Here is a 24403-nt window from a genome sequence, read left to right on the forward strand (position 1 = left end):
TTTTCGATTTAAGACACTTTAACTTTTTTTGATATATTTATATTATTTTCATTTTAAAACGCCGCTATCGCTCTTATATTAGCTGAAAATAACGTTTATTCACTTGGCGCTTTCTCAAATAAAATTGCGTAGTCATCAATATCCAAAGCATCCGCAATTTCTTGTACTTTTTTCAGCGTTACATTCGCTTCTGCTTGTCTAGCTTCCCAGTTCGCAAGAGGGTATTTATTGCACTTCTCGATTTCAAGCACTTTTTCTCAATCTCTTTTTTCACACCTGTAAAAATAACCTCGTCATTGTAAAGTACCTCAATCAAGCGTTTATCTGGATCTGATACAAGATATAATTCCTCTCGTAGTTGCGCCCATTCTTCCTGCACAGCGTGATTAAAATCAAAATCGGGTCTTTCCGCCAATTCCACAATTCGTTGAAGCTTATATCTCTTGCGCTGACGGTCTTTGTCGGCTAGTTGTTTGTTTCGTTTTGAGCCAGTCATGCAGCTTTTGTGCCTCCTCCCACAATTCATCGGTTGTTGCGTCTAAAAATCGTTTCCCGAAATAATAGACAGGTACTTTCTTCTCGGAAAGCAGCCAGTGCCGATACAGAAGCATGAACGTTCTAAACTTGCGCTCCGCTCCTTTGCCTGTTGTATCGTCTGTTTGGGCAACATAGCGAACCACTGATTTATAGCTTGGGCGCATCAGTTCTTGTTGAGATTCTGGCAATAGCTCATAGATTTGCCTTACCAATCGACTAAAGTTCCTCTTCGTCTTCTGTGGCATCTAAAAACCTCCTCATCTCCTCATCTGTGATTTCAGGCTGTTGGCTCGTGTAGTCTGTTGGTTCTTTTGCCCAGTCTGGTAACATTTCTTCTCGGACTGGCGGAATTTTCTTCATGGCGTTGTTTTGATTCCCATGGCGCACATCATCCGCCTTCACATCAGCCATGGTCTTGATATTTTTCCTTGCCCATGTTTGCAAGATACCCTTGGCATAGCCGTATGATTTTTGCTTGAATGCTGCCCGTTTCATTGCCTCACAGACCATTTCCTCGCCTAAATCTTGCACCCAAGACTTGATATCATCCGCCACCAAGCCATTCAGCACACCAAACACCTCTTGGTAAAGCTGATACGGGTTCGGACCAACCGCAGCCGCCGCAGTATCCTCGCGCGCGCCATGCGCACTCTGTGCTGATGCTGTTGCTGATGATGGTGATGGTTCTGTGTTGGTTATGTGTTGTGTTGGTTGCGATATCGTATCCATACCATATCCATACCCTATCGATACGGTATGTTCTTTCGCTTTTTCTGTTTTGATAGGATATCCATACTCTTGACACTTCCTGATGACTGTTTCCGCAAATTCAAGTGTCTTTATCTCCTTTAGCTCTTTATCGATGACAGCCGCAACTTTAGGAGATCTGGCGCTGTTGTATTTGAGCCAGTTGACGATCATCAACTCTTCCGACTTTTCATTAAAGACAATCCGGCCTTCGCTGACGAGGAAGTCAATATTTCTTTTTATCTCATCCTCTGACATATCCAATTCGAATTTGGCATATCTTAGGTTAAATTCATACACACCACACTGCGTGGTGTAATCGTTCGTTAGTAAATACATAAAAAATAGTTTTTGTTCTCTATTCCATTCACCCACTCGTTTATCTTTCCAAAACGTGGTATGGAGTTGTCTATATATAGCCATTCTCTAGTAACTCCTCCTTTTAAGAGAGGGGAAATCCCCCTCGCAAGTATTAGAATGGCAAATCATCATCTGTAATTGTTGTTCCATTGAAACCACCATTCGCAAAGCTTCTGGTATCAGCTAATGGATCGATGCCGGGTAATGTTTCTTGAGCAAAATTATTGCGAGTTACTTTATTTGCCGCCTGATTAATCTCATTTTGCCGATTCTGATTCAATTGCTTTCCGTTTGGTCGTTCTGATCCATTAGGTTTACTTCCTTCTTGGTCAAATTTGCTATACCCTTTAACAGATAAATTCCAGCGATCGTTATATTCACTATGTTTCCAATCCACAGTGATATTCAATGTTTTCCCTTTTAATCCATTAACAAGCTGTTGGATACTATCGATCCTTGTTCCATCAGGAATGCCTACCGCAGCCAAAATTGTGTTAAATCGTTTAATAGACAATTCAACGTCACTGTTATCCCAGACGATATTGTCATAAAGGATTTTTCCGCCTTTATATTTACCATCCATCACTTCATAGTTGAATACAGCCATATCATTCTGCGTTTCTTTTGTTTTCCTATATTCCGAATCATGAAGGATCGTTACATTGTAACTCCCGGCTTCTCTCACTGATTTTCCTAATGTATTTTGTGAATCAACTACAAATAATGTCATATTAAATCCCTTCTTCCTGATTAGTTTTGGTTAACTCATTTGCTTCGATCAGTTTTCGATCGTCTATACGATTTTTCGCATGATTGCCATTTTCAGGGTCAAGATCGATCAAGCGCTTCCCACCCTCGATATAGATACGACCCACTAAATCAAACATAGAGGTAAACGCATTGAATGTCTTTTCATTCATGTCAGGACTGAAACGCCCTTTACCATCTAACCCGCTAGCCCCATTGTCCACTTGATGGGCTGTTGCATAGATCGTTTTATTGCTTTCTTTTAGCAACATTCCTAACTGCCTGAACCATAGTTGTAATTTTTGGTAATTCTGGCGCCCATCTCTTGATGCACCATCAATATTTTCTAATACTAGATTTTGTAATGCAGTGATATTGTCTAAAATGATGACATCATATTCAGTGTTGCTTATCACTTTTCGAATCGCTTTTTCTACTAAACTTTGAATGATAGGAGCATCTTGTTCTTCAATTACAGCTACAGAAGTATCTTTGTCTGTCCGAATAGGATTGGTCGATTTATCAAAGGTAATCATCCATTTATTTCCGTTGAATTGCTTCGTTAATGATGTTTTTCCTGTGCCCCCATCACCGTAAACAAAATACATATTCGCTTGTTCAGGGATGGTACCATTGGGATAGAACTTCATCCTTACACCTCCTTCACGATGACTTTTTCGACTTGTGGAATCACTTTGATTGATTCAATCACTTCACCATCAGGACTGATGACACGGCCATTTTCTAACACTTGAACTGCTTTTTTGAGTTCTGCTTTATTAATTGATTCTTTAATCGTAATAAATTCAGTGAGCCCCAATTCTTTTAGTGTGTTCAATGTATCTCCTTGATATTCCCATGAATCCGGTTGTTTGCGTGTACTCACCGTTCCGTGCGGTGTTTTGATTTTCGCTTTTGGATCACTTTTCCGAAGTTCGTGCAAGTAATCTGCCAATTTACTTTCAAAAAATGCGATACTTTCCTGATTACTGTGTGTTTCTTTATCTTCCCATTCAGAAATACGTTCACGTTCTTTTTCCGCTAGTTGATGAATTTCATCATTCTTTTTCTTCAATACAGCGATTTTCCGCAATGCCCAGTCCGCACTTTCTAAACTATCAATCGTCCAAGGAGAGGCTTCTTCAGAAAAAGTAGTACTTTCCAGTTCTCTTAATTCATAAGTATCTAGAGCATTCAACACGGTTCTCCCTCCTCTTTTAGAGTCGGCTGTCCCCAACCTGGCGTTGTCAAATACTGATCTAATAAGTTCTCAAATGAATCAATCACTTAAACTCACCTCGCAAAATTTTTGAGAGAATATCAGCCGCGTGCTTAAAATGCGATCGTTTAGCTTCTTTTAACGCGCTAATCCCAACTTTACGTATGATTTCAGCTTCAATTGGTGATGATTCATTAATTCCTTTCTCTTGTACTGCTAATAAAAAGCCTATTTCTACTAAATTACCTATTACGGTGTTTCTTGCTTCAGTGCAGTCGCCGATAGTACAAAGTAGCGCCATGTTTTCTTTCTTGCATTCTTCTGCTAGTTCTTGAATTAAATCTTGAATTTTTTCGTTCATTTTGTTATAATCCTCCTTGTCATAATAATTGCTGTGTGCCTACACTAGTGAGAGATGGTGTAGGCTCTTTTTTTATTTTTATTTCTTCATTCCCTTGAGCCAATTCAAAGTCAAACCGTTCTTGTAATCCTCCGTCACTGATACCGCTCAATGGCACATTAATATTTTTTGACATTTTGATTTTCTCCTCTCCGTCGTGATATAATTTCACTAGAAAAACTTCATTTTTTTGAGCTCACACTAGCGGAAACTGGTGTTAGCTCTTTTTTGTTTCCATTTTGTTTACCATCTCCTCACATCAACAAAAGCAAAATAACTAACAAAATAATGTTAAGTCCTATGCTCAAATATCCAATTGCCTGTAACTGTCGTGCTTTATATAACGGGTTATTGTGTAATGTTGCTAACCATTTTTTGTTCACAAAATCATTCCCTTACTCATAGCGCCCCACGCTAAGTAATTATTTTTTATGTTTTTCTAAAAATTCATCTGCATCTTTTTGATCGATTTTTTCGTATCCATCAATGATTATTACTGGCAATTTATTTTTTTTAATCAACACATATTTCAGTGTGTTATAACTTGTGTTCATGTATTTTGCGGCTTGTTTGTAATTCATATATCTAGGCATCGATAACTTCTCTTCCAACGCCTTTATTTGTGCCTCAGCTTCTTTTTTTCCTTCTTCTGCCGCTGCTTTTCGTATGATGTCATGTAATTCAGAACTTAGATCTATTTCATCGATTTTTAGTACAGCCATGGCGTCACCTCCATCAGTTTGTCTTCTTTTTCACCTCTTGATAAAATTAGTATGAAAGTGAGGTGAAACAAATATGGCTAATAAGATAAATTTTTCAAAAGAATCTCACTGAGATTGCTTATCAGAAGTTCGAAGAATTTGAACTTCACTGATTTTTTTACCGTCAAATTCAATATCAATAAGATCGTTCTTATATTGCTCCTTGCTACTCCCGATAGCTTGGAGCAATTTTGCTATTTCCTCTGGCGTTACTTTAATGTTGATTTCCATCTCTCTCACCTCCTACGCTGGTTGTTTTACAATTCACCTCTTGATAAAATCATTTTGAAGGTGAGGTGAAAATTATGGGTCTAACCAACGAGCAACGCGCTCATGATATTGCAATGGGTTACTTTAACGCCTTTATATCTAGAGTGAATCAAGACGAATTTGGAGAATATCTTTCCAGAACGATAGAAACACCCATGGACGAGAAAAATCCATTCCAGTGGATTTATCTTTCTACTTATAAATCTGTTCTGAATGCATTGAATCTTGAACACGATTAAAAACTTCTTCTCCAATAAATTGAGGAGTAGTTCTGGCTACTTCTCTATTTTTAATGGTTTGCATCTCAATCACTTTTTCTATATGGCTCTGATAAACCTTTATTACTTCTTGCAGCGTCCTATTTTCTTCTTCGAGTTTTTTAACTTTCAATTCCAAATATCCCGTGCTTGTCATCTTTTCTTCGTTCATGTCGCACCTCCTACGCTGGTTGTTTGCCAACCAAAAAGTTCAAACACTCTGAACTTTTACTTTAAAAAAATATGCACCTATATCTTTTTCGTTGATATCTAACAATTCAATTGCTTTTTGAAGTTCTGTGCTCTTCCATGAAACTCGATTGTTTAATTTAAGAGAAAGACTTCTTTCTGACAATCCAAGAGCGATTGCAAAATTATATTGGGTTCCATACTTCTCAACAATTCTCCCTAATAATTTAGAATAATCAAAACTCATGACTAACTCACCTCCTAACACGAGTTCAACAAATTTGAACTTTGTGGTTTTATTATATATTTGCTGACTAATAGTGTCAATAAAAAAGTTAAAAACATTTGAACTTTTTTGTTGAACTTATATTCAAGTGATGTATAATAAACATAGAAAGGAGGGATAAAATGAGGCAAACTACTCAACAAAGAATCAATCAACTAATGTCAGAAAGGAATCTAAAACAAGTCGATATTTTGAATATGTCTTTACCTTTACAAAAAGAGACTGGAATAAAAATGTCAAAGAGTCATTTATCACAATATGTAAATGGAAAGTCTTCCCCCGATCAACACAAATTGTACCTATTGTCTAAAACGTTACAAGTTAATGAGGCATGGTTGCTTGGTTACGATGTTCCCAAAAATGATAACTCAGAACATAATACCTCGCCTCCAACACAACTCATCCCACTCGATGAAAAACTCGGAGCAAAGATTACCGAATTAGCGAAAGAAAAAGACATTTCGGATGATGCGATGGCTAAATTCATTGGGATAGGCATGGATGATATTGAAGAGTATAAGGCAGGGAAAAAGCCGTTTTCTGTCAATATGGTATTTAACTTTGCGATGGCTTTGGGTGTCACGTTTGACGATCTATTTCCGGAGGATATTGAGTATGACAAAATCCCAGCAATCACAAAAGTTGATAACGAGCATAACTGTATAATGACTGCCGACGGATCGAAATATCAGCTAACAGATGATGAAATGCAACGAGTAAATAATCTGCTGCTATTTAAAAATAGACAATAAAAAAAGCCCGTGCTGCAAACACGGACCCTTTCCTCATTTCTGAGATTCCACAAAAATATTATATCAGAAATGGGGAAAATAAATATGGGTTTTTTTCAACGTATAAAAGAGTTAACTCACCTAAAAGATGCCATATATGCTGAACAACAAAAATTATATCAATTACAAGCTAATTATTCATATCAATTGGAAATATTAGAAAAAAATAAAGCAAGTAAAGAAAAAGAACTAGAACTACTTGATTCTCAATTAGCAGACAGAAACAAAACTATGCAAAATATCAGAGATATCCTCGAAGCTGAGAATACTATGAAAAGAAATACAATAATACTAGCTGCTGAAGAAGATGCACTAAAAATAAAAGAAGAAGCTTCTGCAAACTTAGAAGCACTTCTTAAATCAATAGACAAATACAATTACGAACTTGAAGATTTAAAAAATGAACACTCAAGCCTACAAAAAGAAATATCAAGATACAAAAATCAAGCTCGAAAATTCAAATCAGAATTAGTTGGCATTAAAGAATTTCATAATGAATATGCTAATTCTATCTCGTGCAATGCAGATTCTTTATCTAGAATAATAGCAGAAGTAGATAACTTTTTAGCTGAAGATGGTTTATTAGATACTATTATTAAACTACCTCTTCATTCTGACAATTCCAAAGAACTACGAAAACTATCGACTGCTACAAAAAAAGAAATAGATACTGTCCTAACAAACTATGCATCACGTTATACCACAAAAAGTAATCAAACTATTTACAAATTAATGATCATCGGTATGCAGGCAGAAATGCAACTCCTTCTTTATCAACTATCATATCAAAAAATAGATGAAACAAAAGAAAATGTGGAACAAATTTTGACAAAATATTTGATTATTGCCAGTGAAGGAAACAAGGCTATTCTACCTACTATCACAAGATTTATTTCTGAGATAAAACCTTTGTATTTAGAGTTAGTTGAGATCGAGTATAGATATTATGTAAAACGTCAACAAGAAAAAGAAGAACAACAAGCTATCAGAGAACAGATGAAACAAGAAGCAGAAGAACGTAAAGCCCTTGAAGCAGAGCGCAAAAAGCTCGAAAAAGAAGAATCAAAATATGTCACTGAGATAGAGCGAAACAGAGAGTTATTGGAATCAGAAACAGACACGAAAAAAATTGCTCAATTAGAAGAAAGACTAGCTGAATTACAAAACCAACTTGAAAAAGTTGAAGAGAAAAAAGAAGAAGTTACAAGTTTGGCTATGGGAAAAGCTGGATATGTATATGTCATTTCTAATTTGGGTTCATTTGGCGAAAATATATTTAAAATTGGGATGACGCGTCGCTTAGAGCCTCAACAACGTGTAGATGAATTGGGAAGTGCATCCGTTCCATTTAAATTTGATGTTCACGCTATGATTTTTAGCGATGATGCAGTAGGCTTAGAAAATACACTGCACAAGAAACTTGCAGCTTCCCGAGTCAATAAAGTGAACTTTAGAAAAGAATTTTTCAAGTCAAATGTTGAGAGCCTAGAAAACTTAGTTGCAGAAATTGATCCAACTGCCGAATTTACAAAAACTATGATCGCAGAAGAGTATCAGCAAACAATAGCGATTGAAAAGAACCAAGAAATATTAGCCGGATAAAAAAACGATTAATCTTGTCGATAGACAATCATTAGCACCGCCTAACCTAACGATGGTTAAGGTGCTGTACATACCTCTTACAAGCGCCCCACGCTAGGTACTGGGAGGGAAAAATATAATGGCAATAAAGCCAAATCCAATTAAAAAGTATACAAAAAAAGACGGTTCAACTGCATACATGTTCAAGAAATATTTAGGAATTGATCCCGTTACTGGTAAACAAAGAGAAACTACGAGAAGGGGCTTTTCATCATTAAAAGAAGCTAAACTTGCTTATTCTAGACTAGATATTGAAATAGCGGAAAATGGTATCAAAGAACGTTCAAAAAATCGAACGTATAAAGAAGTGTTCGATGATTGGTTTAACCTAGTATATAAAACAAAAGTTAAAGAAAGTACTTTTTGGAACACAAAAATCATCTTTGATAAACATATTCTTCCAGCATTCGGTTCATATAAAATTAAAGCTATTACTGTTACTGCTTGTCAAAAACAAGCAAATGCTTGGTGCAAAGAACATCCGAATCGTTTTGAACGTTATATCAATTATACTGGGATGATTTTTAAGTATGCTGAATCAATAGGAGAAATACTATCTAATCCGATAGAGAAAATCATCTTGCCTTCTCCTACTGAAGATTTAGAAGATGCTAAATCGGAAGTGATTAATTTTTATGGTCGAAATGAGTTATTAGAGCTTCTTAATGAGCTTAAAAGCAACTATCCATTTAAACGATTTGTTTTCTTTTCTCTGCTTGCTTATACTGGTTTGCGCAAAGGGGAAGCACTCGCTCTTACTTGGAGAGATATTGATTTTAAGCATCATACACTTACAGTAAATAAAACACTTGCAGTCGGAAAAAACGGTTCTGTTTTGATCCAAAAGCCCAAAACCAAAGCAAGTAATAGAACAATAAGCTTAGATGCTGATACTGTTAGCCTCTTAAAAGAGTGGCGAATCACTCAAATGAAAAATATTGAAGCGTTAGGCTTAATTTCTAACATCGAGCAGCTAATATTTGCAAAAGACGAGGATAACGGCTTGATGAATCCAAGAACACCACAAACATGGCTCGATACCCTTTATCGTAAAAATAAATCTATGCATCAGATAACACCTCACGGATTTCGTCATACTCATGCATCGCTATTATTTGAAGCAGGCGCAAGTATGAAACAAGTGCAAGCACGTCTGGGTCATAGCAATATAAAAACAACGATGAACGTATACACTCATGTAACCAAAGAAGGGAAAGAAGAAACAGCGGATATTTTCGGTGAATTTATGAGGAATGGAAAAAGTCTGGGTCAATCTCTGGGTCAAAAGAAAAACCCCACTGCCTAATGTGGGGTTAAACATTGATATATCAACATTTTTAGTCTTATTTGTTTAAAGCGTCTTTTGCTTGGTCAGCTAATGCAGTAAATGCTGCTGCATCGTTTACAGCCAAGTCAGCTAACATTTTGCGGTTGATGTCGATTTCAGCTAATTTCAAGCCGTGCATCAATTTTGAGTAGCTTAAGCCATTCATACGAGCCGCTGCGTTGATACGAGCGATCCACAATTTGCGGAAGTCGCGTTTCTTTTGACGACGATCGCGGTATGCGTAGTTGTATGAATTCATTACTTGTTCTTTTGCTGTTTTAAATAGAGTGTGTTTAGAACCGTAGTAACCTTTTGCTAATTTAAGCACTTTTTTACGACGTTTACGAGTTACTGTTCCACCTTTAACACGTGCCATGTATAATTCCTCCTAATATGAAAATCGATAATTGTTTGTATACGTGAAGCTTGGGTTACGCACTTATTTCATGCGTGCTAGTTGTTGACGGATACGTTTGTAATCGCCAGCTGAAACCATTGAAGCTTTACGCAATTGACGACGTTGTTTTTTTGTTTTGCCGTGGAAACGGTGACTGGTAAAGGCACGGAAGCGTTTCAATCCGCCGCCGCCAGTGCGTTTTACGCGTTTTGCTAATCCGCGGTGTGTTTTTTGTTTTGGCATAACTAATTTCCTCCTCAAAATCTTTCGTTATCTGACTTTAAACTGAAACTCAGTGAGTCATTATTTATCGTTTTTTGGTGCTAATACTAAGAACATACTGCGGCCATCCATTTTTGGCTTTTGCTCAACAGTTGCCAAATCAGCAGTTTCTTCCGCCAAACGATCTAACACTTTCTGACCAATTTCTTTATGGGTAATGGCACGGCCTTTGAAACGGATCGAAGCTTTCACTTTGTCCCCTTTTTCAAGGAATTTACGTGCATTACGCAATTTTGTGTTGAAATCATTGACGTCGATCGTTGGACTTAAACGAACCTCTTTAATGTTGATTACTTTTTGTTTCTTACGAGCTTCACGGTCTTTTTTCTGTTGCTCAAAGCGGAATTTCCCGTAATCCATAATTCTTGCTACTGGCGGCTTAGCATTTGGTGCCACCAATACCACATCAAGGTTTGCTCGTTCTGCAATTTGCAATGCTTCAGCTTTACTCTTTACACCAAGTTGTTCGCCGTTTTGATCAATCAAACGCAATTCACGTGCACGAATGCCGTCGTTTACCATCATATCCTTTGCTATGGTCATTCACCTCCGAGTTTTTTGAGAGAAAGAAAAGCTTGTCGATTCGAAATCAGACAATAAAAAAACGAGTTCTTCACGAACCCGCACGTACTCCACACAAATAAATGGTAGGAATCCTATTCTGCCCAGCGATATCTTCACTCAGGCGAGAAGCGGGTGCTTCTGCTTTTATTTCTCAACTTTTATAGTATACTGTTTTTTTCTCTTATTGTCAACAGTTTTCATGATTGTTTCAAAAAAAAGCCGGAGCATACGCTCCGACTTTCGTGTTTCTTATTCTGCTTTCAATGCAGCCATCGTGATGTAGTTGTATGGTTGGTTGAAGTGAGGCAAGAAGAAGATATCTAATAGCTTCATCTTGTCGATCGTTACGCCTTCTTCGATCGCTAGTGAGAACATGTGGATGCCCATTGCGATTTCAGATGTACGTGACGCCATTTGTGCACCAACGATGCGGCGTGTTTCTTCTTCATAGACGATGCGGATCTTAACTGTCGCATTTTCTTTCATGAAGCCTGGTTTTTGGGTATCTTCGTAATCAGAGTATTTCACTTTCATGCCATTACGTTCGGCAGCTTCGACTGACAAGCCAGTTGAAACCATGTTGTAGCCGAAGATCGAAATCCCGTTTGATCCTTGAACACCTGTTGATTCTAGAGACGTTCCGCCGATATTATGGGCAGCGACGATCCCTGAACGTACGGCATTCGTTGCTAATGCGATATACGTTGTTTGTTGCAAAGCATTTGAATACACCGTTGCACAGTCACCGACTGCGTAAACATCTGCATCGCTTGTCCGTTGATGGCGGTCCACTAAGTACGCACCGTTAGCAAACAATTCCAAATGATCTTTGCCTAGCTCGTTGTTTGGTAAGAAACCGATCGCGTTGATCACGAGATCAACTGGGTATTCGCCGTTGTCTGTTACAACTGCTTCTACTTTCTCTGTTCCTTTGTATTCACGTGCTAATTCACCGAAATGCAATTCAATGCCATTGTCAGCTAAGTTTTTGTCCATATCTTCTGTAAACCATTTGTCATAGTAGTTTGGCAATGCCCGTGTCGCTGCATCAAAAAGCAACACATTTTTGCCACGGCGTTTTGCTGCTTCAGCAATTTCAACACCGATGTAACCAGCACCGATAACGGCAACGTTTTTCACGTCTTCTGATGCTAACTCTTTATCAACCGTTTGTCCGTCTTGGAATTTTTTCAAGAAATGGATGTTTTTCAAGTCACGTCCAGGTACTTTTGGTGAAATCGGTACCGAACCAGTTGCGATGACAACTTTATCATAAGATTCAACGATCGTTTCACCGTCATTGGTTACAGCGTGCACTTCTTTTTTCTCAAAATCGATATGGTCAACCACTGTTTCCATATGGATTTTTGCACCTTTTGCTTCAAAATCTTCACGTTTTGTATAGAACAAGCCTTCGTATGAATCGATTTGACGTCCAACCCATAAAGCAGTCCCACAACCTAGGTAGCTTAAGTTTGTATTACGGTCGATCATTACGACCTCTTGGTCTTTGTAGTTATCTAATAGTGTATTGGCAGCAGCAATCCCCGCGTGGTTTGCACCAATAATAACTGTTTTTGTCATGGAAAATTTCCTCCTTTTGTTTACATTGTCATTATAGCTTGCTTGTGAATTTGAAAACTATCAACTTTTTCGCGATTTTAAAAATTTATGACAGTTTTTCGTTGATATACGTCACTTTCAGCGAATCAAGTTTCTATATCAAAATTATTTTCGTCTTGCAAGCAAAAAGATTGTGAAAAATTATGTATTTAAACCTAAAGATTTCCCTTGTTATAAAAGCATTCTGCAAACCGATTGAATAAATTTCACAATATTTTACTGCTTTTTCGTACCTATTGCGGCAGCGATTCGCCGTGTTATACTGAAGAGAAAAACAGATAGGATGGGATCTTGATGAAGAAAAAAATCGTATTGCCACTACCGCCCTTATTGTCGGCATTAGAGCCACAGGATTTTTATTTAGAAGAAGAACTGCTTTTCGAAGGTGCTTTCTTCGAAGGCGGTGACTATAGCTATGATGCTTGCAAAAATCTCATCTTGAAGCAATGTCATTTCAAGAAAGTGACGATGCAAAAAACACGCTTGAGTCAATGGGAATGCCAAAACGTTCTTTTTGAGAATTGCGATTTTTCTAATCTGGAATGTTTTGGCGCCAGCTTTCATCGGGTTCACTTTAAACAGTGCAAATTGACTGGCACCAATTTTGCGGAAAGCTATTTCCGTGACTGCACCTTTGAAGATTGCGTGGCAAACTTTGCTTCTTTTAGCAACACCAATTTACGGACGATGCTGTTTCGTCAGTGCCAACTAAACGACAGTGAGTTTTATGAAATGGATTGGAAACACTTGACGCTACAAGAAAACCAGTTGAACAATAGCAACTGGTTTCACACAAAATTAGCAACTTTAGATTTTCGGACCAATCAATTTCAAAAGATCGCGTTGTCCTTTGAACAATTGCGGGGGCTAACGGTCGATCAAGAACAAGCCTTGGTCATCGCCGCCGGTCTAGGTTTGGTGATCGATTAACGAATTCTGCGCCATAAAGCAATCAACATTTAGATGGATAACACTAAACTGATCAATAAGGCAATCCCCCAACCGAAAATACTATTGGTAAAAGGCAGTGGAACATTCATGCCAAAGAAACTGGTGACGATGGAAGGCACAGTCAACAAGAGGGACCAAACGGTCAAAAACTTCATGGTATCATTCAAGTTATTGTTTAACAGATTATTGTAGGTTCCAGATAGTTGCTCTAAAATTTGAAAAGCCAGTAACGTCATTTCCACTGCCTGTTTGGCTTCGATCAGGGCATCATCCAGCTGTTCCCGCTCGTCATCATCCATCAAGCGATAAATGGATAACGCTTTGATCTGCTCCAAGAGGACCGCATTTTGTTTCGTGGCAGACACTAAAAAGACTAAACCGACTTCCAAATCGGACATTTGCAGCAGGTTTTTATTGGTGGTTTTTTCCCGTAGTCGCTGATTCAAGCGAATCCGTTCACTATTGACTTCTTCGACTAGCGGAAAAAACGTGCCTGAAATCAAGAATAAGCTTTGAAACAAAAAGTGCAGCGGTGTTTGCTGCGGCTTTTGCAGGATCAAGCGCTCCATCATCGGAATCACATAGCGGGTATCATGGGAGGCAAAAGTAAAGATCTGCTTCTTTTTTAAAATAAACGTCATTGGGCTGGTCTCAAAGTGATTGTCTCGCTTTTCTTGCTGAGGTACGTTGAAAACCAGCAGCAATGCTTCTTCTTCGGCATCGTATTCGACTCGTGCGCGTTCGTTTTTATCTAGAGAATACGTAAGCATCTCATCCGACAGATGATATTGTTTTTGTAGTGCCATCACGCTTTTTGCGTCTTGCTGGTCGACTTGAATCCATTCATAGTTTCCATCATAAAAGACATGTTTGTTTTCCACAGTCCATCCTCCACTCTTGCTTTCTTCTATTATAAAAGAAAACAGCCAGAAGCCCAATCAAAGGACTTTTCTGGCTGTATCGGCTATTGCTATTTGCGGGCGTCTTTCAAAGCATCTTCCACCATTGTTAAAACGGCCTGTGCCGCTTGCGGGTCTTCGACAAAATTGAATTGATCGCCATCGATCTGGATCTTTGGACTCTCATTGTATTCTTCGTACCATTGATCGTAGCGTTTGTTCAACTCTTTGTAGTAGTCGTATAACGAAGGATCAAAGGTCAACTGCTCATATTCCCGCCCACGTTTTTCAATACGCTCGAGCATCGTTTCAAAAGAAACGCGAATATGCACCAAAAGATCTGGATGCTTTTTGTGGGCTGCATACGGCAGCTCTTCCAACATATTGGCTAACAATTCATCATAGACTTTGACCTCGGTATCGGTTGCTCGCCCAAGGTCCGCATTTAAATGGAACAACAGTGAATCCTCATAAATGGAACGGTCCAAGACGTTATTGTCGTCTTTCATAGCTTGCTTGATACTTTCAAATCGTTTATTTAAGAAATAGATTTGCAGTAAAAACGCATATTTATTTGGATCTGCATAAAATAATGGTAACACTTCATTGTCATCGATCGATTCATAAAAGGCTTGGCTGCCAAAATGATTGGCGATCAATGCGGTCAAACTTGATTTACCGGCACCAATCGTTCCTGCTAATACGATCACGCTCATATCCCCCAACTCACTCATCACTAAATATTGTATGTTGCACTTGCGATATCAACTATACAATACTATATCTTGTGCCGTCAACTGAAACTTTTGAAGCACAGATCAAGAAGTTTTTCAATAAAAGTTTAAAGATTTTTGCTTTTTTTTGAAATCTCATACGGAATGCTTAACGAAAGAGCCTTCTTCTAGTAAAATAGGAAAGGATCTTTAATTAAATTGTGTTTTTGTCAGGAGATAGTTACAATTGACTGACAAACGATAAATGAATCATGTGGGGTAAGCTCCCTAGAGAAATGAGGAAAATAATGTCAATTGGTACTGGCATAGCTACAGGAAAAATCATCTTAATGGGTGAACATTCAGTTGTTTACGGTGAACCAGCAATTGCTTTCCCTTTTGCGGGAGCAAAAGTACAAGTCGAGATCACAGCAAATGAAACAAACACCTTGATTTCAAGTTACTATCACGGTCTGCTTGAAGAAGTCCCCAGCCACTTAAAAAATGTCAAAGACTTGCTGCATCGTCTGCAACAAGATTTCCACACGGGTCCTTTTGCAACCTCCATCGTCAGCACCATCCCTTCTGAACGGGGAATGGGTTCTAGCGCGGCGGTCGCTGTTGCACTGACTCGCGCTTTTTTTGATTGGATCAAAAAAGATGTTACAAAAGAAGAATTGATGACCTATGTCAACTTTTCTGAAAAAATCGCTCACGGCAATCCTAGCGGGATCGATGCTGCAGCAGCTAGCGGGACGGATGCCATTTACTTTATCAAAGGACATCCCATCACTTCGTTTCCCCTCACGATCGACGGTTATTTGCTCGTCGCTGATACTGGTATCAAAGGGCAAACGAGAGAAGCTGTCAAAAGTGTCGCCCATCTTTTTGAAACCAGCAAGCAGCTGGCCAGTCAAGCGATCCAGCGTTTAGGGATTGAAACCAAAAGAGCCAAAGAGGCCATCATAGCCAATCAATTAGAAGTATTAGGTGAAAGCATGAACAACGCCCATCAGGCCCTGCAGCAGCTAGGGGTCAGCAATCAGCAACTGGATCAGTTGGTTTCCTCAGCATTGGCACACGGGGCTTATGGGGCGAAGCTGACCGGCGGGGGCCGAGGCGGCTGTATGATCGCACTAACCAAAACGAAGGAACAGGCTGAGAATATCAGCCGTATTTTATTGTCCGATGGCGCTCGTGCGGCATGGATACAAGGATTAGGAGTTTATGAACATGTATAAGGGAAAGGCTCGTGCCTACACGAATATCGCATTGATCAAGTATTGGGGAAAACAAGACGAAACCTTCATTTTACCGATGAACAATAGTTTGTCCCTGACCCTCGATGCTTTTTACACAGAAACAACGGTGGCTTTTTCACCCGATTATACGCAGGATCGCTTTACATTGGATGGCGTGGTGCAAACAGACGCTGCCACAAAAAAAGTTGCGGACTTTTTGGATCTGGTACGAAAAAAAGCGGACTGCCCGTGGTATGCCACGGTGGAAAGTCAAAACTTCGTCCCAACCGCTGCTGGACTTGCCTCTTCTGCCAGCGGATTAGCGGCCTTGGCGGGTGCCTGTAGTGAAGCACTGGACTTAAACTTGTCGGAGCAAGAATTATCACGTTTGGCCCGTCGCGGTTCTGGTTCGGCGTGTCGGAGTATTTACGGCGGCTTTGCTGAATGGCATCAAGGCACCGATGAGACTTCTTTTGCCACCCAAGTGCCGTCGAATGGCTGGGAAGAAGAATTGAGTATGATCTTTATTTTGATCAACGCACAAGCCAAAGAAGTCTCCAGTCGTGAGGGGATGCGCCGAACCGTTGAAACCTCGAGCTTTTATCCGGGCTGGCTTTCTGCCACTGCGAGCGATCTCGTGAAAATGAAACAAGCGATTGCCGAAAAAGACTTTACTGCTTTAGGTGAAACGACCGAGGCCAACGCCTTGAAAATGCATGGAACGACCTTAGCCGCCGAACCACCTTTTACTTATTGGTCTTCTGAATCTTTACGAGCTATGGAATGTGTCCGAATGCTGCGAAAAAAAGGATTGGCTTGCTATTTCACGATGGATGCTGGTCCCAATGTCAAAGTTTTATGCCAAAAACAAGAAGAACAAACGATTTTACGTGAATTAAGTGCTCACTTTGCCTCAGAACAATTAGTAACTGCTCATGCGGGCAAAGGATTAGCCTTTTTACCGGTGGAAGAATCTTCCGCCATCAACTAAGAAGCCATTAAGAAGCCATCGATTAGGAGTGTCGAAATGATTGAACTATCCGTTCCCGGAAAACTATTTATTGCTGGTGAATATGCGGTTGTCGAACCTGGTCATCCTGCAATCATCGTTGCCGTTGACCAATTTATTACGGTCACTGTGGAAGAGGCCCGTAAAAACGGCAGCATCCAGTCTGCCCAATACAGCGACCTGCCGATTCGCTGGACGCGGCGCAAAGGTGAATTAGTCTTAGACCATCGGGATAACCCTTTCCACTATATTTTGGCAGCCATTCGTCTGACGGAAAAATATGCCCAAGAAAAAGGCATTCCCCTTTCCTTTTACGATTTAAAAGTGACCAGTGAACTGGATAACTCGAATGGTCGCAAATATGGCCTCGGTTCCAGCGGTGCCGTGACTGTTGCCACGGTCAAAGCATTGAATCTGTACTATCAAATGGACATGGATCGGTTGACCCAATTCAAAATTGCGGCTCTTGCCCATCTCGCTGTTCAAGGCAATGGGTCGTGCGGTGATATTGCAGCCTCTTGTTATGGCGGCTGGATCGCTTTTTCAACCTTCGATCACGACTGGGTCTTAGCCAAACAAAAAGACCATACCTTAACAGAATTGATCGCTTTCGATTGGCCAGGATTATCGATCCGTCCCTTGACGGTTCCGAAATCTCTTCGACTGCTGATTGGCTGGACAGGCTCTCCTGCCTCCACCTCTGATTTAGTGGATCAAGTCTATCAATCCAAAGAAGAAAAAGAAAACGCCTATGCCGCCTTTTTAGTAGCCAGCAAAGACTGCGTCAATCGATTGATCGACGGTTTCTTAAATGAAGACAGTCGCACGATCAAAAAAATGATCACGGAAAATCGAAAGCTCCTGCGGGAGTTGTCCGCACTGACTGGTGTGCCGATTGAAACTCCAGCACTTAAAAAGCTTTGTGATCTAGCAGAAAATTATTGTGGTGCAGCCAAATCTTCCGGTGCCGGCGGCGGCGATTGCGGTATCGTGATCGTTGACCAAAAAACCGGTATTTTACCATTGATGAGTGCGTGGGAAAAAGCCGAGATCACCCCCTTGCCGCTGCATGTTTACCATTACCGGGAGGACCTATCATGAATCGAAAAGATGAACATGTTTCCTTAGCAAAAGCGTTCCATAAAGAACACAGCAACGATTTTGATGCAGTTCGCTTGGTTCACCAGTCGTTTCCACAAATTGACGTGGCTGATGTGTCAATTGCGACGACTGTCTTTGACCGCTCATTTTCCAGCCCTTTTTTCATCAATGCCATGACCGGCGGCAGTGAAAAAACCTTAAAAATCAATCAAGAGTTAGCAGAGATCGCACAAGCCTGTGATTTGATGATGGCAACCGGCTCCGTTTCGGCTGCCTTAAAAGACCCAAGTGTCGCCGATTCTTTCCGTATCGTCCGTAAAGCCAATCCTGACGGCTTCTTATTAGCCAATATTGGCGCGGGCAGTCCCATTGAAAATGCACAACGGGCAGTGGAGCTCTTTGGAGCCGATGCCTTGCAGATCCATCTGAATGCACCGCAAGAATTAGTGATGCCAGAAGGCGATCGTCAATTTAGCCAATGGCTGTCCTTATTGGAAAAAACGATGGCTTCTGTTGCCGTTCCGGTTGTCGTAAAAGAGGTCGGCTTTGGGATGTCCCGTGAAACGATCCAGCAGTTACTGGCGATCGGCGTACAAACGATTGATGTTGCTGGCAGCGGCGGCACAAGTTTTACTCAAATCGAAAATGCTCGTCGAAAAAAACGTGAATTGGCGTATTTAGACACCTTTGGTCAATCCACAGTGATTTCCTTGCTGGAAGCAAATGAGATCCAACAGCCCTTTACCCGCATCGCTTCAGGCGGAGTTCGGGATGCTTACGATATCTTCAAAGCACTTTGCCTTGGTGCAAATAGCGTAGGACTATCCGCCACGATCATCGTGCTGCTTTTGTCAAAAGGCAAAGAAGAAACCATCGCCACCTTACAATCATGGAAGGAACAGCTGCAGCTGCTCTACACAATGGCAGGACAGACAAGCACCAAAGACCTTACCAAGGTTCAGCTGATTTTTTCTGGTGCTGTCAAAGAGTGGTGTGAAGCACGTCAGATTCCCTTAGCAACGTATAGTTTGCGTTAAGCGATCCAATCGCTGACTACCACATCGAATAAGCAAAAGCAGTACAATTCGTTTTTTATTGTGCTGCTTTTTTTGTGCGCTTTTCTTTATAATAGAGAATTATCCATTTAACATTTGGATATCGATGTTATTTAATCGCTACTTGATAATCACTTTCATTATCAGGTACGTTGTTTTTTTACCATCTTGTTTTCGAATGTGCTATGCTCAAGTTGAGGGAGGAACAATCGATTATTTCTTGAGAAAAGGATCGGTTTTTCATTCCTAGACTACATTCAAAAGGAGGCGTTTCTTATGAGTAAATCAGAATCGTCGGCTGTTTTTTCAACGATCGCTTGTTTGCTATTGATGGCAACTGGCTTTCTTATGGCATCTTTTTCCATTCCTTATAGCTTTGTCCCTTATCTGTTAGCGATTCTTGCTGGTGGTTGGAAACAAACCTGGGAAGGCACGCAAGAATTGGTGCACGACAAACGGTTGAACGTCGATCTATTGATGGCATTAGCCGCCATTGGTGCCTGTATCATTGGTCATTGGTTTGAAGGGGCGATGTTGACCTTTATCTTTTGTTTGAGCGGTGCCCTTGAGGAATATACGACCAACAAAAGTACGCGAGAAATCAGTTCATTAATGGCACTGCAACCAACGACTGCCTTAAAAATGATTGAAAGTGGCGAGCTCGTCGAAGTACCAGTGGAAGCCCTTCAGTTAAAAGATACGATTATGGTGGCAAAAGGCAGTGCGATCCCAATCGATGGTATCGTGATCCAAGGAAGCAGCAGCGTTGATGAGGCGGCCATCAGTGGCGAATCCATTCCTGTCGAGAAACGTTTAGGCAGTGAAGTCTTTGGCGGAACCATCAACCTCGGACAGCCATTGTACATTGAAGTTACTCAAACGAGTGAAAACACTCGCTTTGCAAAAATCATTCAATTGGTGGAAGAAGCACAGCAAATGCCAAGTCAAACGGCGACCCTGATAGAGAAAATCGAACGGATCTATGTGCCGATCGTCTTGATCGCCGTCCCGCTAATGATCGTTTTGTGTACGTTTTTCACGAATTGGGGGTTCCAAGAAAGCTTTTATCGCGGCATGGTCTTACTGGTGGTGGCATCTCCTTGTGCTTTAGTCGCCTCTGCTACTCCTGCGACCTTAGCAGCCATTTCTCACGCTGCTCGTTTGGGCGTTTTATGCAAAGGCGGACAAGCCTTGGATGCCTTTGCCAATGTTAAAGCGATCGCTTTTGACAAAACCGGAACGCTGACTCGTGGCAAACCTGCTGTCACTGATGTCCATCTGTTGCTGGATGAACCCTTTATTCCCCAACTGATCGTCGGGATGGAAAAACAATCAAATCACCCATTGGCTGAAGCGATCTTGGCGTATTTTCACGATGAAAAGCCATTGGAATTAGCCGTGGAAGAACAAGCGGGGGTCGGTCTAGCCGCCACTTACCAAGCTGCCCATTGGACGATTGGAAAAGAAGTCGATCTAACATCTGTTGCTGCCAGTGAGCAAACTCGCATCCACGAATTGAAAGCAACTGGAAAAACCTTGATTTATATCAATCGTGACCGTGTGTTAGCAGGGTATTTAGCGCTATTGGATCAGCCCCGTCCTGAAGCTCGCGAGAGTCTTGCCTACTTCAATGAGCAGGGGATTCACACGACGATGCTGACGGGTGATCATTTAGGTACTGCTAAAGTGATCGCAGCAGAAATCGGCTTGTCTGACTACGAAAGTGATTGCCTGCCTGATGAGAAAACCACTCGGATCAAAGAAATGAAAGAAACCTACAAAATCAATGCGATGGTCGGTGATGGGATCAATGATGCCCCCGCCTTAGCGACCGCAAGTGTGGGGATCGCGATGGGCGAAGGAACTGACGTCGCAATGGATGTGGCGGACATCGTCTTGATGAAAAATGATTTGCTGCGCTTGGTCGACAGTCACCGTTTGGCTAAAAAATTACAGCGGATCATCAAACAAAACATCGTCTTTTCTATCAGCGTCATCTTGTTGCTGATTGCTTCAAACTTCCTTGAATTTCTCACGCTGCCTCTAGGGGTCGTGGGTCATGAAGGAAGCACGATCTTAGTTATCTTAAACGGGTTGCGTATGCTTTTGCCATTACACAAAGAAACACCCCAGCAAGCCAAACCAACTCGCAAAGATTGTGATGATTGCGTCTTGTATCAACAGTCTTTGCATACGTGATCACTACTTGCATTAGAAAAACGCCCGTTGTTGGCACTTCACTAGAAGTCCATCAACGGGCGTTTTGCTGTTTTTTCCTATTTATGCGTGATTGGCAAGTTGTTCCGTGTAGAGTTTGCCATCGTACATCTTAAAGAATGGATAATAGCAGAGAATGGAAACCCCTAAATTGATCAAAGCGATCAGGATGGCTCGGAAATCACCGCCGGTTCCTAAAAACGCCCCAATTCCGACTGGCGAGATCCAGGGAATGCCAGTAATGACTTTATCGACAAAGCCAAATGAGCTAGCAAAGTAAGCAATCGTGACGTTGATCAAAGGGGTTACGATAAAGGGGATGATCAAATACGGATTGTAGACGATCGGTGCCCCGAAGATCACTGGTTCATTGATATTAAAAAGTCCTGGTAAGATCGCTGCTTTTCCTAAGACTTTGAGCTGTTGTGATTTTGCCACAAACAGCATCAATAAAACCAATCCAAGCGTACTTCCTGCGCCGCCCATAAAAATATACATGTTCACGAAATCCCCAGCAAAAATATTATTGGCACCATCGATATTTTCCGTTAGAGCCACCAACAGGATGGGATTGATGAAACTATTTTTAATAACAGCCGTCCCATGAACCCCCACTGCCCATAAGAGATGGATAAGGAGCATAATCACGATGATTCCTAACCAAGAACCCGTCAACTCTTTCACGAATTCAAAGGGTTTGGACAGCAATCCGTGAAGATCCGTGTGGAAAACCGCCAGTCCCCCGTTGATCGCCACCATCAAAAAGGCGATCAAAATCGCTGGGATCAATGACGCAAATGCTTTGCTGACTCCATCAGGAACTCCTTCAGGCATCTGGATGGTGATCTTTCTTCTTACACAAAAACGATAGACCGACGTAGCAAGCACTGCGGTGATGATCCCAATAAAGATGCCTACCCCGCTAAAGCGTGTGATCCAACCGCCTATGGCGATTCCATTGTAAACAATGGCAGTTTCGCTTTCTGACTGCAGCAATTGAGCTGCCCCGTCGGTAATGTCGACTTGAATGATCGTCATTAAAAAGGCAAACAAACTTAATAACGCCCCTACAAAACTGCTCATAGTCAAATGATCTTCTTTATGATAAATCTCAGTTAAATAATACCCTGTTGCTAAACAATAAAAAACAGCAATCGAGCCGACAGACATCGTGGTCACGACACTATAGAGCGGTGAAAATCGTAAAATCGTTTGTTCGAAAAAGCCAGCCAGTGGTGGAATGATCTGCGGTAAATTATTGATGATCAAAAAGATCGATCCGACGATCGTAAAAGGGACCGTAATGATCCCTGCTTGCATGATTGCGCGAATAAAGCGTAAATTCGCCAACTTATTCAAAGGCGGCATCAAACGCGTTTCTAAAAAGGTAAAAACACTTGTCATCGTTACTCCTCCAACGAAGGGATCGCCCCTTCTTCAATCAGCTTTTGATACCAATAAAAGCTGTCTTTTCTCACTCGTTTTTGTTCTTTTTCCTGTGCATCATTGCGATCCACGTAAATGAAGCCATACCGTTTTCGAATCCCCTCGTGTACACTGATCAAATCAATGGCAGACCACGGACTGTATCCGATCAGATCCACCCCAGCATTGATCGCGGCTAAGCATTGGCTGATATGCTGCGACAAATAATCGATACGGTACGGATCATGAACCGTGCCATCTGCTTCTAGATGATCTTCTGCCCCTAAGCCGTTTTCGGTAATGATGATCGGCAAGTGGTAACGATCATAAAGAGTCTGCAACGTCGTTTTCAGCCCCAAGGGATCGATGGTCCAATTGAAGGCATTTTTCTTCAAGAACGTATTGGTGAACCCTTTGTAAAAACCACGCTCCATAATGTCTTCACTTTGCTGATCGCTGATACCGTTTTTCATATCCCCGGCTTCCGTCGGCTGCTCCACTGTCACTGTGGTGTAGAAGTTCATCGCGACAAAGTCAGGCAGAGCCCGTTTCATCAACGCCTCATCCTCCGGACCAAAGTCAATCGTGAGCCCATTTTGGTTCAAATAATCTTGAAAGACCGTGTTGTAACGACCGAAGCAGGAAAAATCAAGGTAAGCCCAGTTCCGGACACTGTTGAAATACAACGCTGCTTGGTTGTCTTCTGGTCGACTAGTCGCCGCATAAACCAACGAAATATTCGGCACCGGTCCGATTTTGCCATTTGGAACGATTTCATGACACGCTTCGAAGGCATATTTTTCAGCGATCATCAGGTGATGAAATTGCTGGTATTTTTCTGATAATGGAATCTTTTTCCCTAATATTTTTTGATCCACCAGCAGCATGATATTTGGTTCATTGATCGTCAGCCAGTGCGTCACTCGATCCCCATAGGCTGTAAACAGCGTTTTGGCATATGCGGCAAATGCATCAACAGTGCTGCGTTTTGTCCAGCCGCCTTCGTCTTCCAATGCTTGCGGCAAGTCAAAGTGGTTCAACGTCACAAAGGGCTGAATTCCGTGTTTTAGCAATTCATCAATGACATCGCTGTAATGATCCAAGCCTTTTTGATTAATAGTACCGCGCCCTTCTGGAAAAATTCGCGACCAAGCGATCGAAAAGCGGAAAATTTTGATCCCCATTTCTGCTAACAAGGCGATATCCTCTTTGTACTTGTGGTAATGGTCGACAGCCACTGTAAAATCAGCAATCTCATGGTTGTCTCTTGGACGAGTATCTTGGACACTCAGCCCCTTACCGTCGGTTTGATACGCCCCTTCGGTTTGGTGCGCGGAAATCGATGCTCCCCACAAAAAATCGGTTGGAAATGTTTGTTTCATATCGTACTCCTT

The 24403-nt window shown here is 41.1% G+C and carries 29 protein-coding genes and 1 other annotated feature; of the genes, 9 read left to right on the plus strand and 20 right to left on the minus strand.

Annotation, left to right across the window (positions count from 1 at the left end; translation table 11 throughout):
- Nucleotides 1–95 precede the first annotated feature (95 nt).
- The 12 genes from IGI96_RS04640 to IGI96_RS04695 all read right to left on the minus strand — a co-directional run bounded on the left by IGI96_RS04640 (nucleotide 96) and on the right by IGI96_RS04695 (nucleotide 5734).
- Nucleotides 96–251 carry a hypothetical protein gene (locus IGI96_RS04640; RefSeq protein ID WP_438784884.1) on the minus strand — a complete coding sequence of 52 codons (156 nt, stop codon included), beginning with the start codon at nucleotides 249–251 and terminating at the stop codon, nucleotides 96–98.
- Nucleotides 252–434: 183 nt separating this feature from the next.
- Nucleotides 435–782 (minus strand): hypothetical protein, encoded by a 348-nt coding sequence (locus tag IGI96_RS04645; RefSeq protein ID WP_438784885.1) that lies wholly within the window; start codon nucleotides 780–782, stop codon nucleotides 435–437.
- Nucleotides 754–1707: a DnaD domain-containing protein gene (locus IGI96_RS04650; protein WP_438784886.1), complete on the minus strand. Its 954-nt coding sequence runs from the start codon at nucleotides 1705–1707 to the stop codon at nucleotides 754–756. The genes IGI96_RS04645 and IGI96_RS04650 overlap by 29 nt, the downstream gene beginning before the upstream one ends.
- A 49-nt stretch (nucleotides 1708–1756) precedes the next feature.
- Nucleotides 1757–2374 (minus strand): DUF669 domain-containing protein, encoded by a 618-nt coding sequence (locus tag IGI96_RS04655; RefSeq protein ID WP_438784887.1) that lies wholly within the window; start codon nucleotides 2372–2374, stop codon nucleotides 1757–1759.
- A gap of 1 nt (nucleotide 2375) precedes the next feature.
- Nucleotides 2376–3041 carry an AAA family ATPase gene (locus tag IGI96_RS04660; protein ID WP_077452208.1) on the minus strand — a complete coding sequence of 222 codons (666 nt, stop codon included), beginning with the start codon at nucleotides 3039–3041 and terminating at the stop codon, nucleotides 2376–2378.
- Between the two features lie 2 nt (nucleotides 3042–3043).
- Complete coding sequence (locus IGI96_RS04665) at nucleotides 3044–3592, minus strand: host-nuclease inhibitor Gam family protein (RefSeq protein ID WP_438784888.1); 549 nt, start codon at nucleotides 3590–3592, stop codon at nucleotides 3044–3046.
- Between the two features lie 82 nt (nucleotides 3593–3674).
- On the minus strand, nucleotides 3675–3971 hold the full coding sequence (locus IGI96_RS04670; RefSeq protein WP_438784889.1) for a hypothetical protein: 297 nt from the start codon (nucleotides 3969–3971) through the stop codon (nucleotides 3675–3677).
- Nucleotides 3972–3990: 19 nt separating this feature from the next.
- Nucleotides 3991–4146 carry a hypothetical protein gene (locus tag IGI96_RS04675; protein ID WP_438784890.1) on the minus strand — a complete coding sequence of 52 codons (156 nt, stop codon included), beginning with the start codon at nucleotides 4144–4146 and terminating at the stop codon, nucleotides 3991–3993.
- Between the two features lie 286 nt (nucleotides 4147–4432).
- On the minus strand, nucleotides 4433–4732 hold the full coding sequence (locus IGI96_RS04680) for a DNA-binding protein (RefSeq protein ID WP_438784891.1): 300 nt from the start codon (nucleotides 4730–4732) through the stop codon (nucleotides 4433–4435).
- A gap of 105 nt (nucleotides 4733–4837) precedes the next feature.
- On the minus strand, nucleotides 4838–5002 hold the full coding sequence (locus IGI96_RS04685; protein ID WP_438784892.1) for a hypothetical protein: 165 nt from the start codon (nucleotides 5000–5002) through the stop codon (nucleotides 4838–4840).
- A gap of 231 nt (nucleotides 5003–5233) precedes the next feature.
- Nucleotides 5234–5470, minus strand: a complete 237-nt coding sequence (locus IGI96_RS04690) for a hypothetical protein (RefSeq protein ID WP_438784893.1) — start codon at nucleotides 5468–5470, stop codon at nucleotides 5234–5236.
- Between the two features lie 39 nt (nucleotides 5471–5509).
- Entirely contained in the window at nucleotides 5510–5734 is a 225-nt protein-coding gene (locus IGI96_RS04695) for a DUF739 family protein (protein WP_438784895.1), read from the minus strand.
- 161 nt (nucleotides 5735–5895) lie between these two features.
- Here IGI96_RS04695 and IGI96_RS04700 point away from each other — a divergent pair, with 161 nt between their 5' ends.
- From IGI96_RS04700 to IGI96_RS04710, 3 genes are all read left to right on the plus strand, one after another.
- Nucleotides 5896–6525, plus strand: a complete 630-nt coding sequence (locus tag IGI96_RS04700; protein ID WP_438784896.1) for a helix-turn-helix domain-containing protein — start codon at nucleotides 5896–5898, stop codon at nucleotides 6523–6525.
- Nucleotides 6526–6609: 84 nt separating this feature from the next.
- On the plus strand, nucleotides 6610–8166 hold the full coding sequence (locus tag IGI96_RS04705; protein WP_438784897.1) for a GIY-YIG nuclease family protein: 1557 nt from the start codon (nucleotides 6610–6612) through the stop codon (nucleotides 8164–8166).
- Between the two features lie 118 nt (nucleotides 8167–8284).
- The gene (locus tag IGI96_RS04710) at nucleotides 8285–9511 is read left to right on the plus strand and encodes a tyrosine-type recombinase/integrase (RefSeq protein ID WP_438784898.1); all 1227 of its coding nucleotides are present in this window, start codon (nucleotides 8285–8287) and stop codon (nucleotides 9509–9511) included.
- A gap of 37 nt (nucleotides 9512–9548) precedes the next feature.
- On the opposite strand, the gene rplT is transcribed toward IGI96_RS04710, so the two are convergent.
- The 4 genes from rplT to nox form a co-directional block, all read right to left on the minus strand.
- Nucleotides 9549–9908 (minus strand): 50S ribosomal protein L20, encoded by a 360-nt coding sequence (gene rplT / locus IGI96_RS04715; protein WP_010749133.1) that lies wholly within the window; start codon nucleotides 9906–9908, stop codon nucleotides 9549–9551.
- Nucleotides 9909–9971: 63 nt separating this feature from the next.
- Nucleotides 9972–10172 carry a 50S ribosomal protein L35 gene (gene rpmI, locus IGI96_RS04720; protein ID WP_003128650.1) on the minus strand — a complete coding sequence of 67 codons (201 nt, stop codon included), beginning with the start codon at nucleotides 10170–10172 and terminating at the stop codon, nucleotides 9972–9974.
- Between the two features lie 60 nt (nucleotides 10173–10232).
- Nucleotides 10233–10754 carry a translation initiation factor IF-3 gene (gene infC, locus IGI96_RS04725; protein ID WP_005228103.1) on the minus strand — a complete coding sequence of 174 codons (522 nt, stop codon included), beginning with the start codon at nucleotides 10752–10754 and terminating at the stop codon, nucleotides 10233–10235.
- Between the two features lie 47 nt (nucleotides 10755–10801).
- Nucleotides 10802–10925: a sequence feature (ribosomal protein L20 leader region), on the minus strand.
- Between the two features lie 99 nt (nucleotides 10926–11024).
- Entirely contained in the window at nucleotides 11025–12359 is a 1335-nt protein-coding gene (gene nox / locus IGI96_RS04730; protein ID WP_005228102.1) for a H2O-forming NADH oxidase, read from the minus strand.
- Between the two features lie 333 nt (nucleotides 12360–12692).
- Here nox and IGI96_RS04735 point away from each other — a divergent pair, with 333 nt between their 5' ends.
- Entirely contained in the window at nucleotides 12693–13328 is a 636-nt protein-coding gene (locus IGI96_RS04735; RefSeq protein WP_010749132.1) for a pentapeptide repeat-containing protein, read from the plus strand.
- A gap of 29 nt (nucleotides 13329–13357) precedes the next feature.
- Here IGI96_RS04735 and IGI96_RS04740 read toward each other — a convergent pair whose 3' ends face one another.
- Nucleotides 13358–14230 carry a magnesium transporter CorA family protein gene (locus tag IGI96_RS04740; protein ID WP_438784899.1) on the minus strand — a complete coding sequence of 291 codons (873 nt, stop codon included), beginning with the start codon at nucleotides 14228–14230 and terminating at the stop codon, nucleotides 13358–13360.
- 89 nt (nucleotides 14231–14319) lie between these two features.
- Nucleotides 14320–14964, minus strand: a complete 645-nt coding sequence (locus IGI96_RS04745; RefSeq protein ID WP_010749130.1) for a deoxynucleoside kinase — start codon at nucleotides 14962–14964, stop codon at nucleotides 14320–14322.
- 305 nt (nucleotides 14965–15269) lie between these two features.
- Here IGI96_RS04745 and mvk point away from each other — a divergent pair, with 305 nt between their 5' ends.
- From mvk to IGI96_RS04770, 5 genes are all read left to right on the plus strand, one after another.
- Nucleotides 15270–16202 (plus strand): mevalonate kinase, encoded by a 933-nt coding sequence (mvk, locus tag IGI96_RS04750; RefSeq protein ID WP_176323942.1) that lies wholly within the window; start codon nucleotides 15270–15272, stop codon nucleotides 16200–16202.
- Complete coding sequence (mvaD, locus tag IGI96_RS04755; protein ID WP_086337860.1) at nucleotides 16195–17193, plus strand: diphosphomevalonate decarboxylase; 999 nt, start codon at nucleotides 16195–16197, stop codon at nucleotides 17191–17193. Before mvk ends, mvaD begins: the two co-directional genes overlap by 8 nt.
- Nucleotides 17194–17229: 36 nt before the next feature.
- Nucleotides 17230–18312 carry a phosphomevalonate kinase gene (locus IGI96_RS04760; RefSeq protein WP_438784900.1) on the plus strand — a complete coding sequence of 361 codons (1083 nt, stop codon included), beginning with the start codon at nucleotides 17230–17232 and terminating at the stop codon, nucleotides 18310–18312.
- Complete coding sequence (fni, locus tag IGI96_RS04765; RefSeq protein WP_086337859.1) at nucleotides 18309–19349, plus strand: type 2 isopentenyl-diphosphate Delta-isomerase; 1041 nt, start codon at nucleotides 18309–18311, stop codon at nucleotides 19347–19349. The genes IGI96_RS04760 and fni overlap by 4 nt, the downstream gene beginning before the upstream one ends.
- A 294-nt stretch (nucleotides 19350–19643) precedes the next feature.
- Nucleotides 19644–21566: a heavy metal translocating P-type ATPase gene (locus IGI96_RS04770; RefSeq protein ID WP_086337858.1), complete on the plus strand. Its 1923-nt coding sequence runs from the start codon at nucleotides 19644–19646 to the stop codon at nucleotides 21564–21566.
- A gap of 81 nt (nucleotides 21567–21647) precedes the next feature.
- Here the strand turns inward: IGI96_RS04770 and celB are convergent, their stop codons facing one another.
- Nucleotides 21648–22988 (minus strand): PTS cellobiose transporter subunit IIC, encoded by a 1341-nt coding sequence (gene celB, locus IGI96_RS04775; protein WP_086337857.1) that lies wholly within the window; start codon nucleotides 22986–22988, stop codon nucleotides 21648–21650.
- Between the two features lie 2 nt (nucleotides 22989–22990).
- Nucleotides 22991–24391: a glycoside hydrolase family 1 protein gene (locus IGI96_RS04780; RefSeq protein WP_086337856.1), complete on the minus strand. Its 1401-nt coding sequence runs from the start codon at nucleotides 24389–24391 to the stop codon at nucleotides 22991–22993.
- Nucleotides 24392–24403 lie beyond the last annotated feature (12 nt).

The sequence above is a fragment of the Enterococcus sp. DIV0421 genome, from assembly GCF_051713745.1.
Classification (GTDB): Bacteria; Bacillota; Bacilli; order Lactobacillales; family Enterococcaceae; genus Enterococcus_D; species Enterococcus_D casseliflavus.

Bases quoted from the DNA above. Each gene is read 5' to 3' on its own strand.
- IGI96_RS04645 (WP_438784885.1), bottom strand. From the start codon at position 782: ATGCCACAGAAGACGAAGAGGAACTTTAGTCGATTGGTAAGGCAAATC.
- IGI96_RS04650 (WP_438784886.1), bottom strand. From the start codon at position 1,707: ATGGCTATATATAGACAACTCCATACCACGTTTTGGAAAGATAAACGA.
- IGI96_RS04655 (WP_438784887.1), bottom strand. From the start codon at position 2,374: ATGACATTATTTGTAGTTGATTCACAAAATACATTAGGAAAATCAGTG.
- IGI96_RS04660 (WP_077452208.1), bottom strand. From the start codon at position 3,041: ATGAAGTTCTATCCCAATGGTACCATCCCTGAACAAGCGAATATGTAT.
- IGI96_RS04670 (WP_438784889.1), bottom strand. From the start codon at position 3,971: ATGAACGAAAAAATTCAAGATTTAATTCAAGAACTAGCAGAAGAATGC.
- IGI96_RS04675 (WP_438784890.1), bottom strand. From the start codon at position 4,146: ATGTCAAAAAATATTAATGTGCCATTGAGCGGTATCAGTGACGGAGGA.
- IGI96_RS04680 (WP_438784891.1), bottom strand. From the start codon at position 4,732: ATGGCTGTACTAAAAATCGATGAAATAGATCTAAGTTCTGAATTACAT.
- IGI96_RS04685 (WP_438784892.1), bottom strand. From the start codon at position 5,002: ATGGAAATCAACATTAAAGTAACGCCAGAGGAAATAGCAAAATTGCTC.
- IGI96_RS04690 (WP_438784893.1), bottom strand. From the start codon at position 5,470: ATGAACGAAGAAAAGATGACAAGCACGGGATATTTGGAATTGAAAGTT.
- IGI96_RS04695 (WP_438784895.1), bottom strand. From the start codon at position 5,734: ATGAGTTTTGATTATTCTAAATTATTAGGGAGAATTGTTGAGAAGTAT.
- IGI96_RS04700 (WP_438784896.1), top strand. From the start codon at position 5,896: ATGAGGCAAACTACTCAACAAAGAATCAATCAACTAATGTCAGAAAGG.
- IGI96_RS04705 (WP_438784897.1), top strand. From the start codon at position 6,610: ATGGGTTTTTTTCAACGTATAAAAGAGTTAACTCACCTAAAAGATGCC.
- IGI96_RS04710 (WP_438784898.1), top strand. From the start codon at position 8,285: ATGGCAATAAAGCCAAATCCAATTAAAAAGTATACAAAAAAAGACGGT.
- rplT (WP_010749133.1), bottom strand. From the start codon at position 9,908: ATGGCACGTGTTAAAGGTGGAACAGTAACTCGTAAACGTCGTAAAAAA.
- rpmI (WP_003128650.1), bottom strand. From the start codon at position 10,172: ATGCCAAAACAAAAAACACACCGCGGATTAGCAAAACGCGTAAAACGC.
- infC (WP_005228103.1), bottom strand. From the start codon at position 10,754: ATGACCATAGCAAAGGATATGATGGTAAACGACGGCATTCGTGCACGT.
- nox (WP_005228102.1), bottom strand. From the start codon at position 12,359: ATGACAAAAACAGTTATTATTGGTGCAAACCACGCGGGGATTGCTGCT.
- IGI96_RS04735 (WP_010749132.1), top strand. From the start codon at position 12,693: ATGAAGAAAAAAATCGTATTGCCACTACCGCCCTTATTGTCGGCATTA.
- IGI96_RS04745 (WP_010749130.1), bottom strand. From the start codon at position 14,964: ATGAGCGTGATCGTATTAGCAGGAACGATTGGTGCCGGTAAATCAAGT.
- mvk (WP_176323942.1), top strand. From the start codon at position 15,270: ATGTCAATTGGTACTGGCATAGCTACAGGAAAAATCATCTTAATGGGT.
- mvaD (WP_086337860.1), top strand. From the start codon at position 16,195: ATGTATAAGGGAAAGGCTCGTGCCTACACGAATATCGCATTGATCAAG.
- IGI96_RS04760 (WP_438784900.1), top strand. From the start codon at position 17,230: ATGATTGAACTATCCGTTCCCGGAAAACTATTTATTGCTGGTGAATAT.
- fni (WP_086337859.1), top strand. From the start codon at position 18,309: ATGAATCGAAAAGATGAACATGTTTCCTTAGCAAAAGCGTTCCATAAA.
- IGI96_RS04770 (WP_086337858.1), top strand. From the start codon at position 19,644: ATGAGTAAATCAGAATCGTCGGCTGTTTTTTCAACGATCGCTTGTTTG.
- celB (WP_086337857.1), bottom strand. From the start codon at position 22,988: ATGACAAGTGTTTTTACCTTTTTAGAAACGCGTTTGATGCCGCCTTTG.
- IGI96_RS04780 (WP_086337856.1), bottom strand. From the start codon at position 24,391: ATGAAACAAACATTTCCAACCGATTTTTTGTGGGGAGCATCGATTTCC.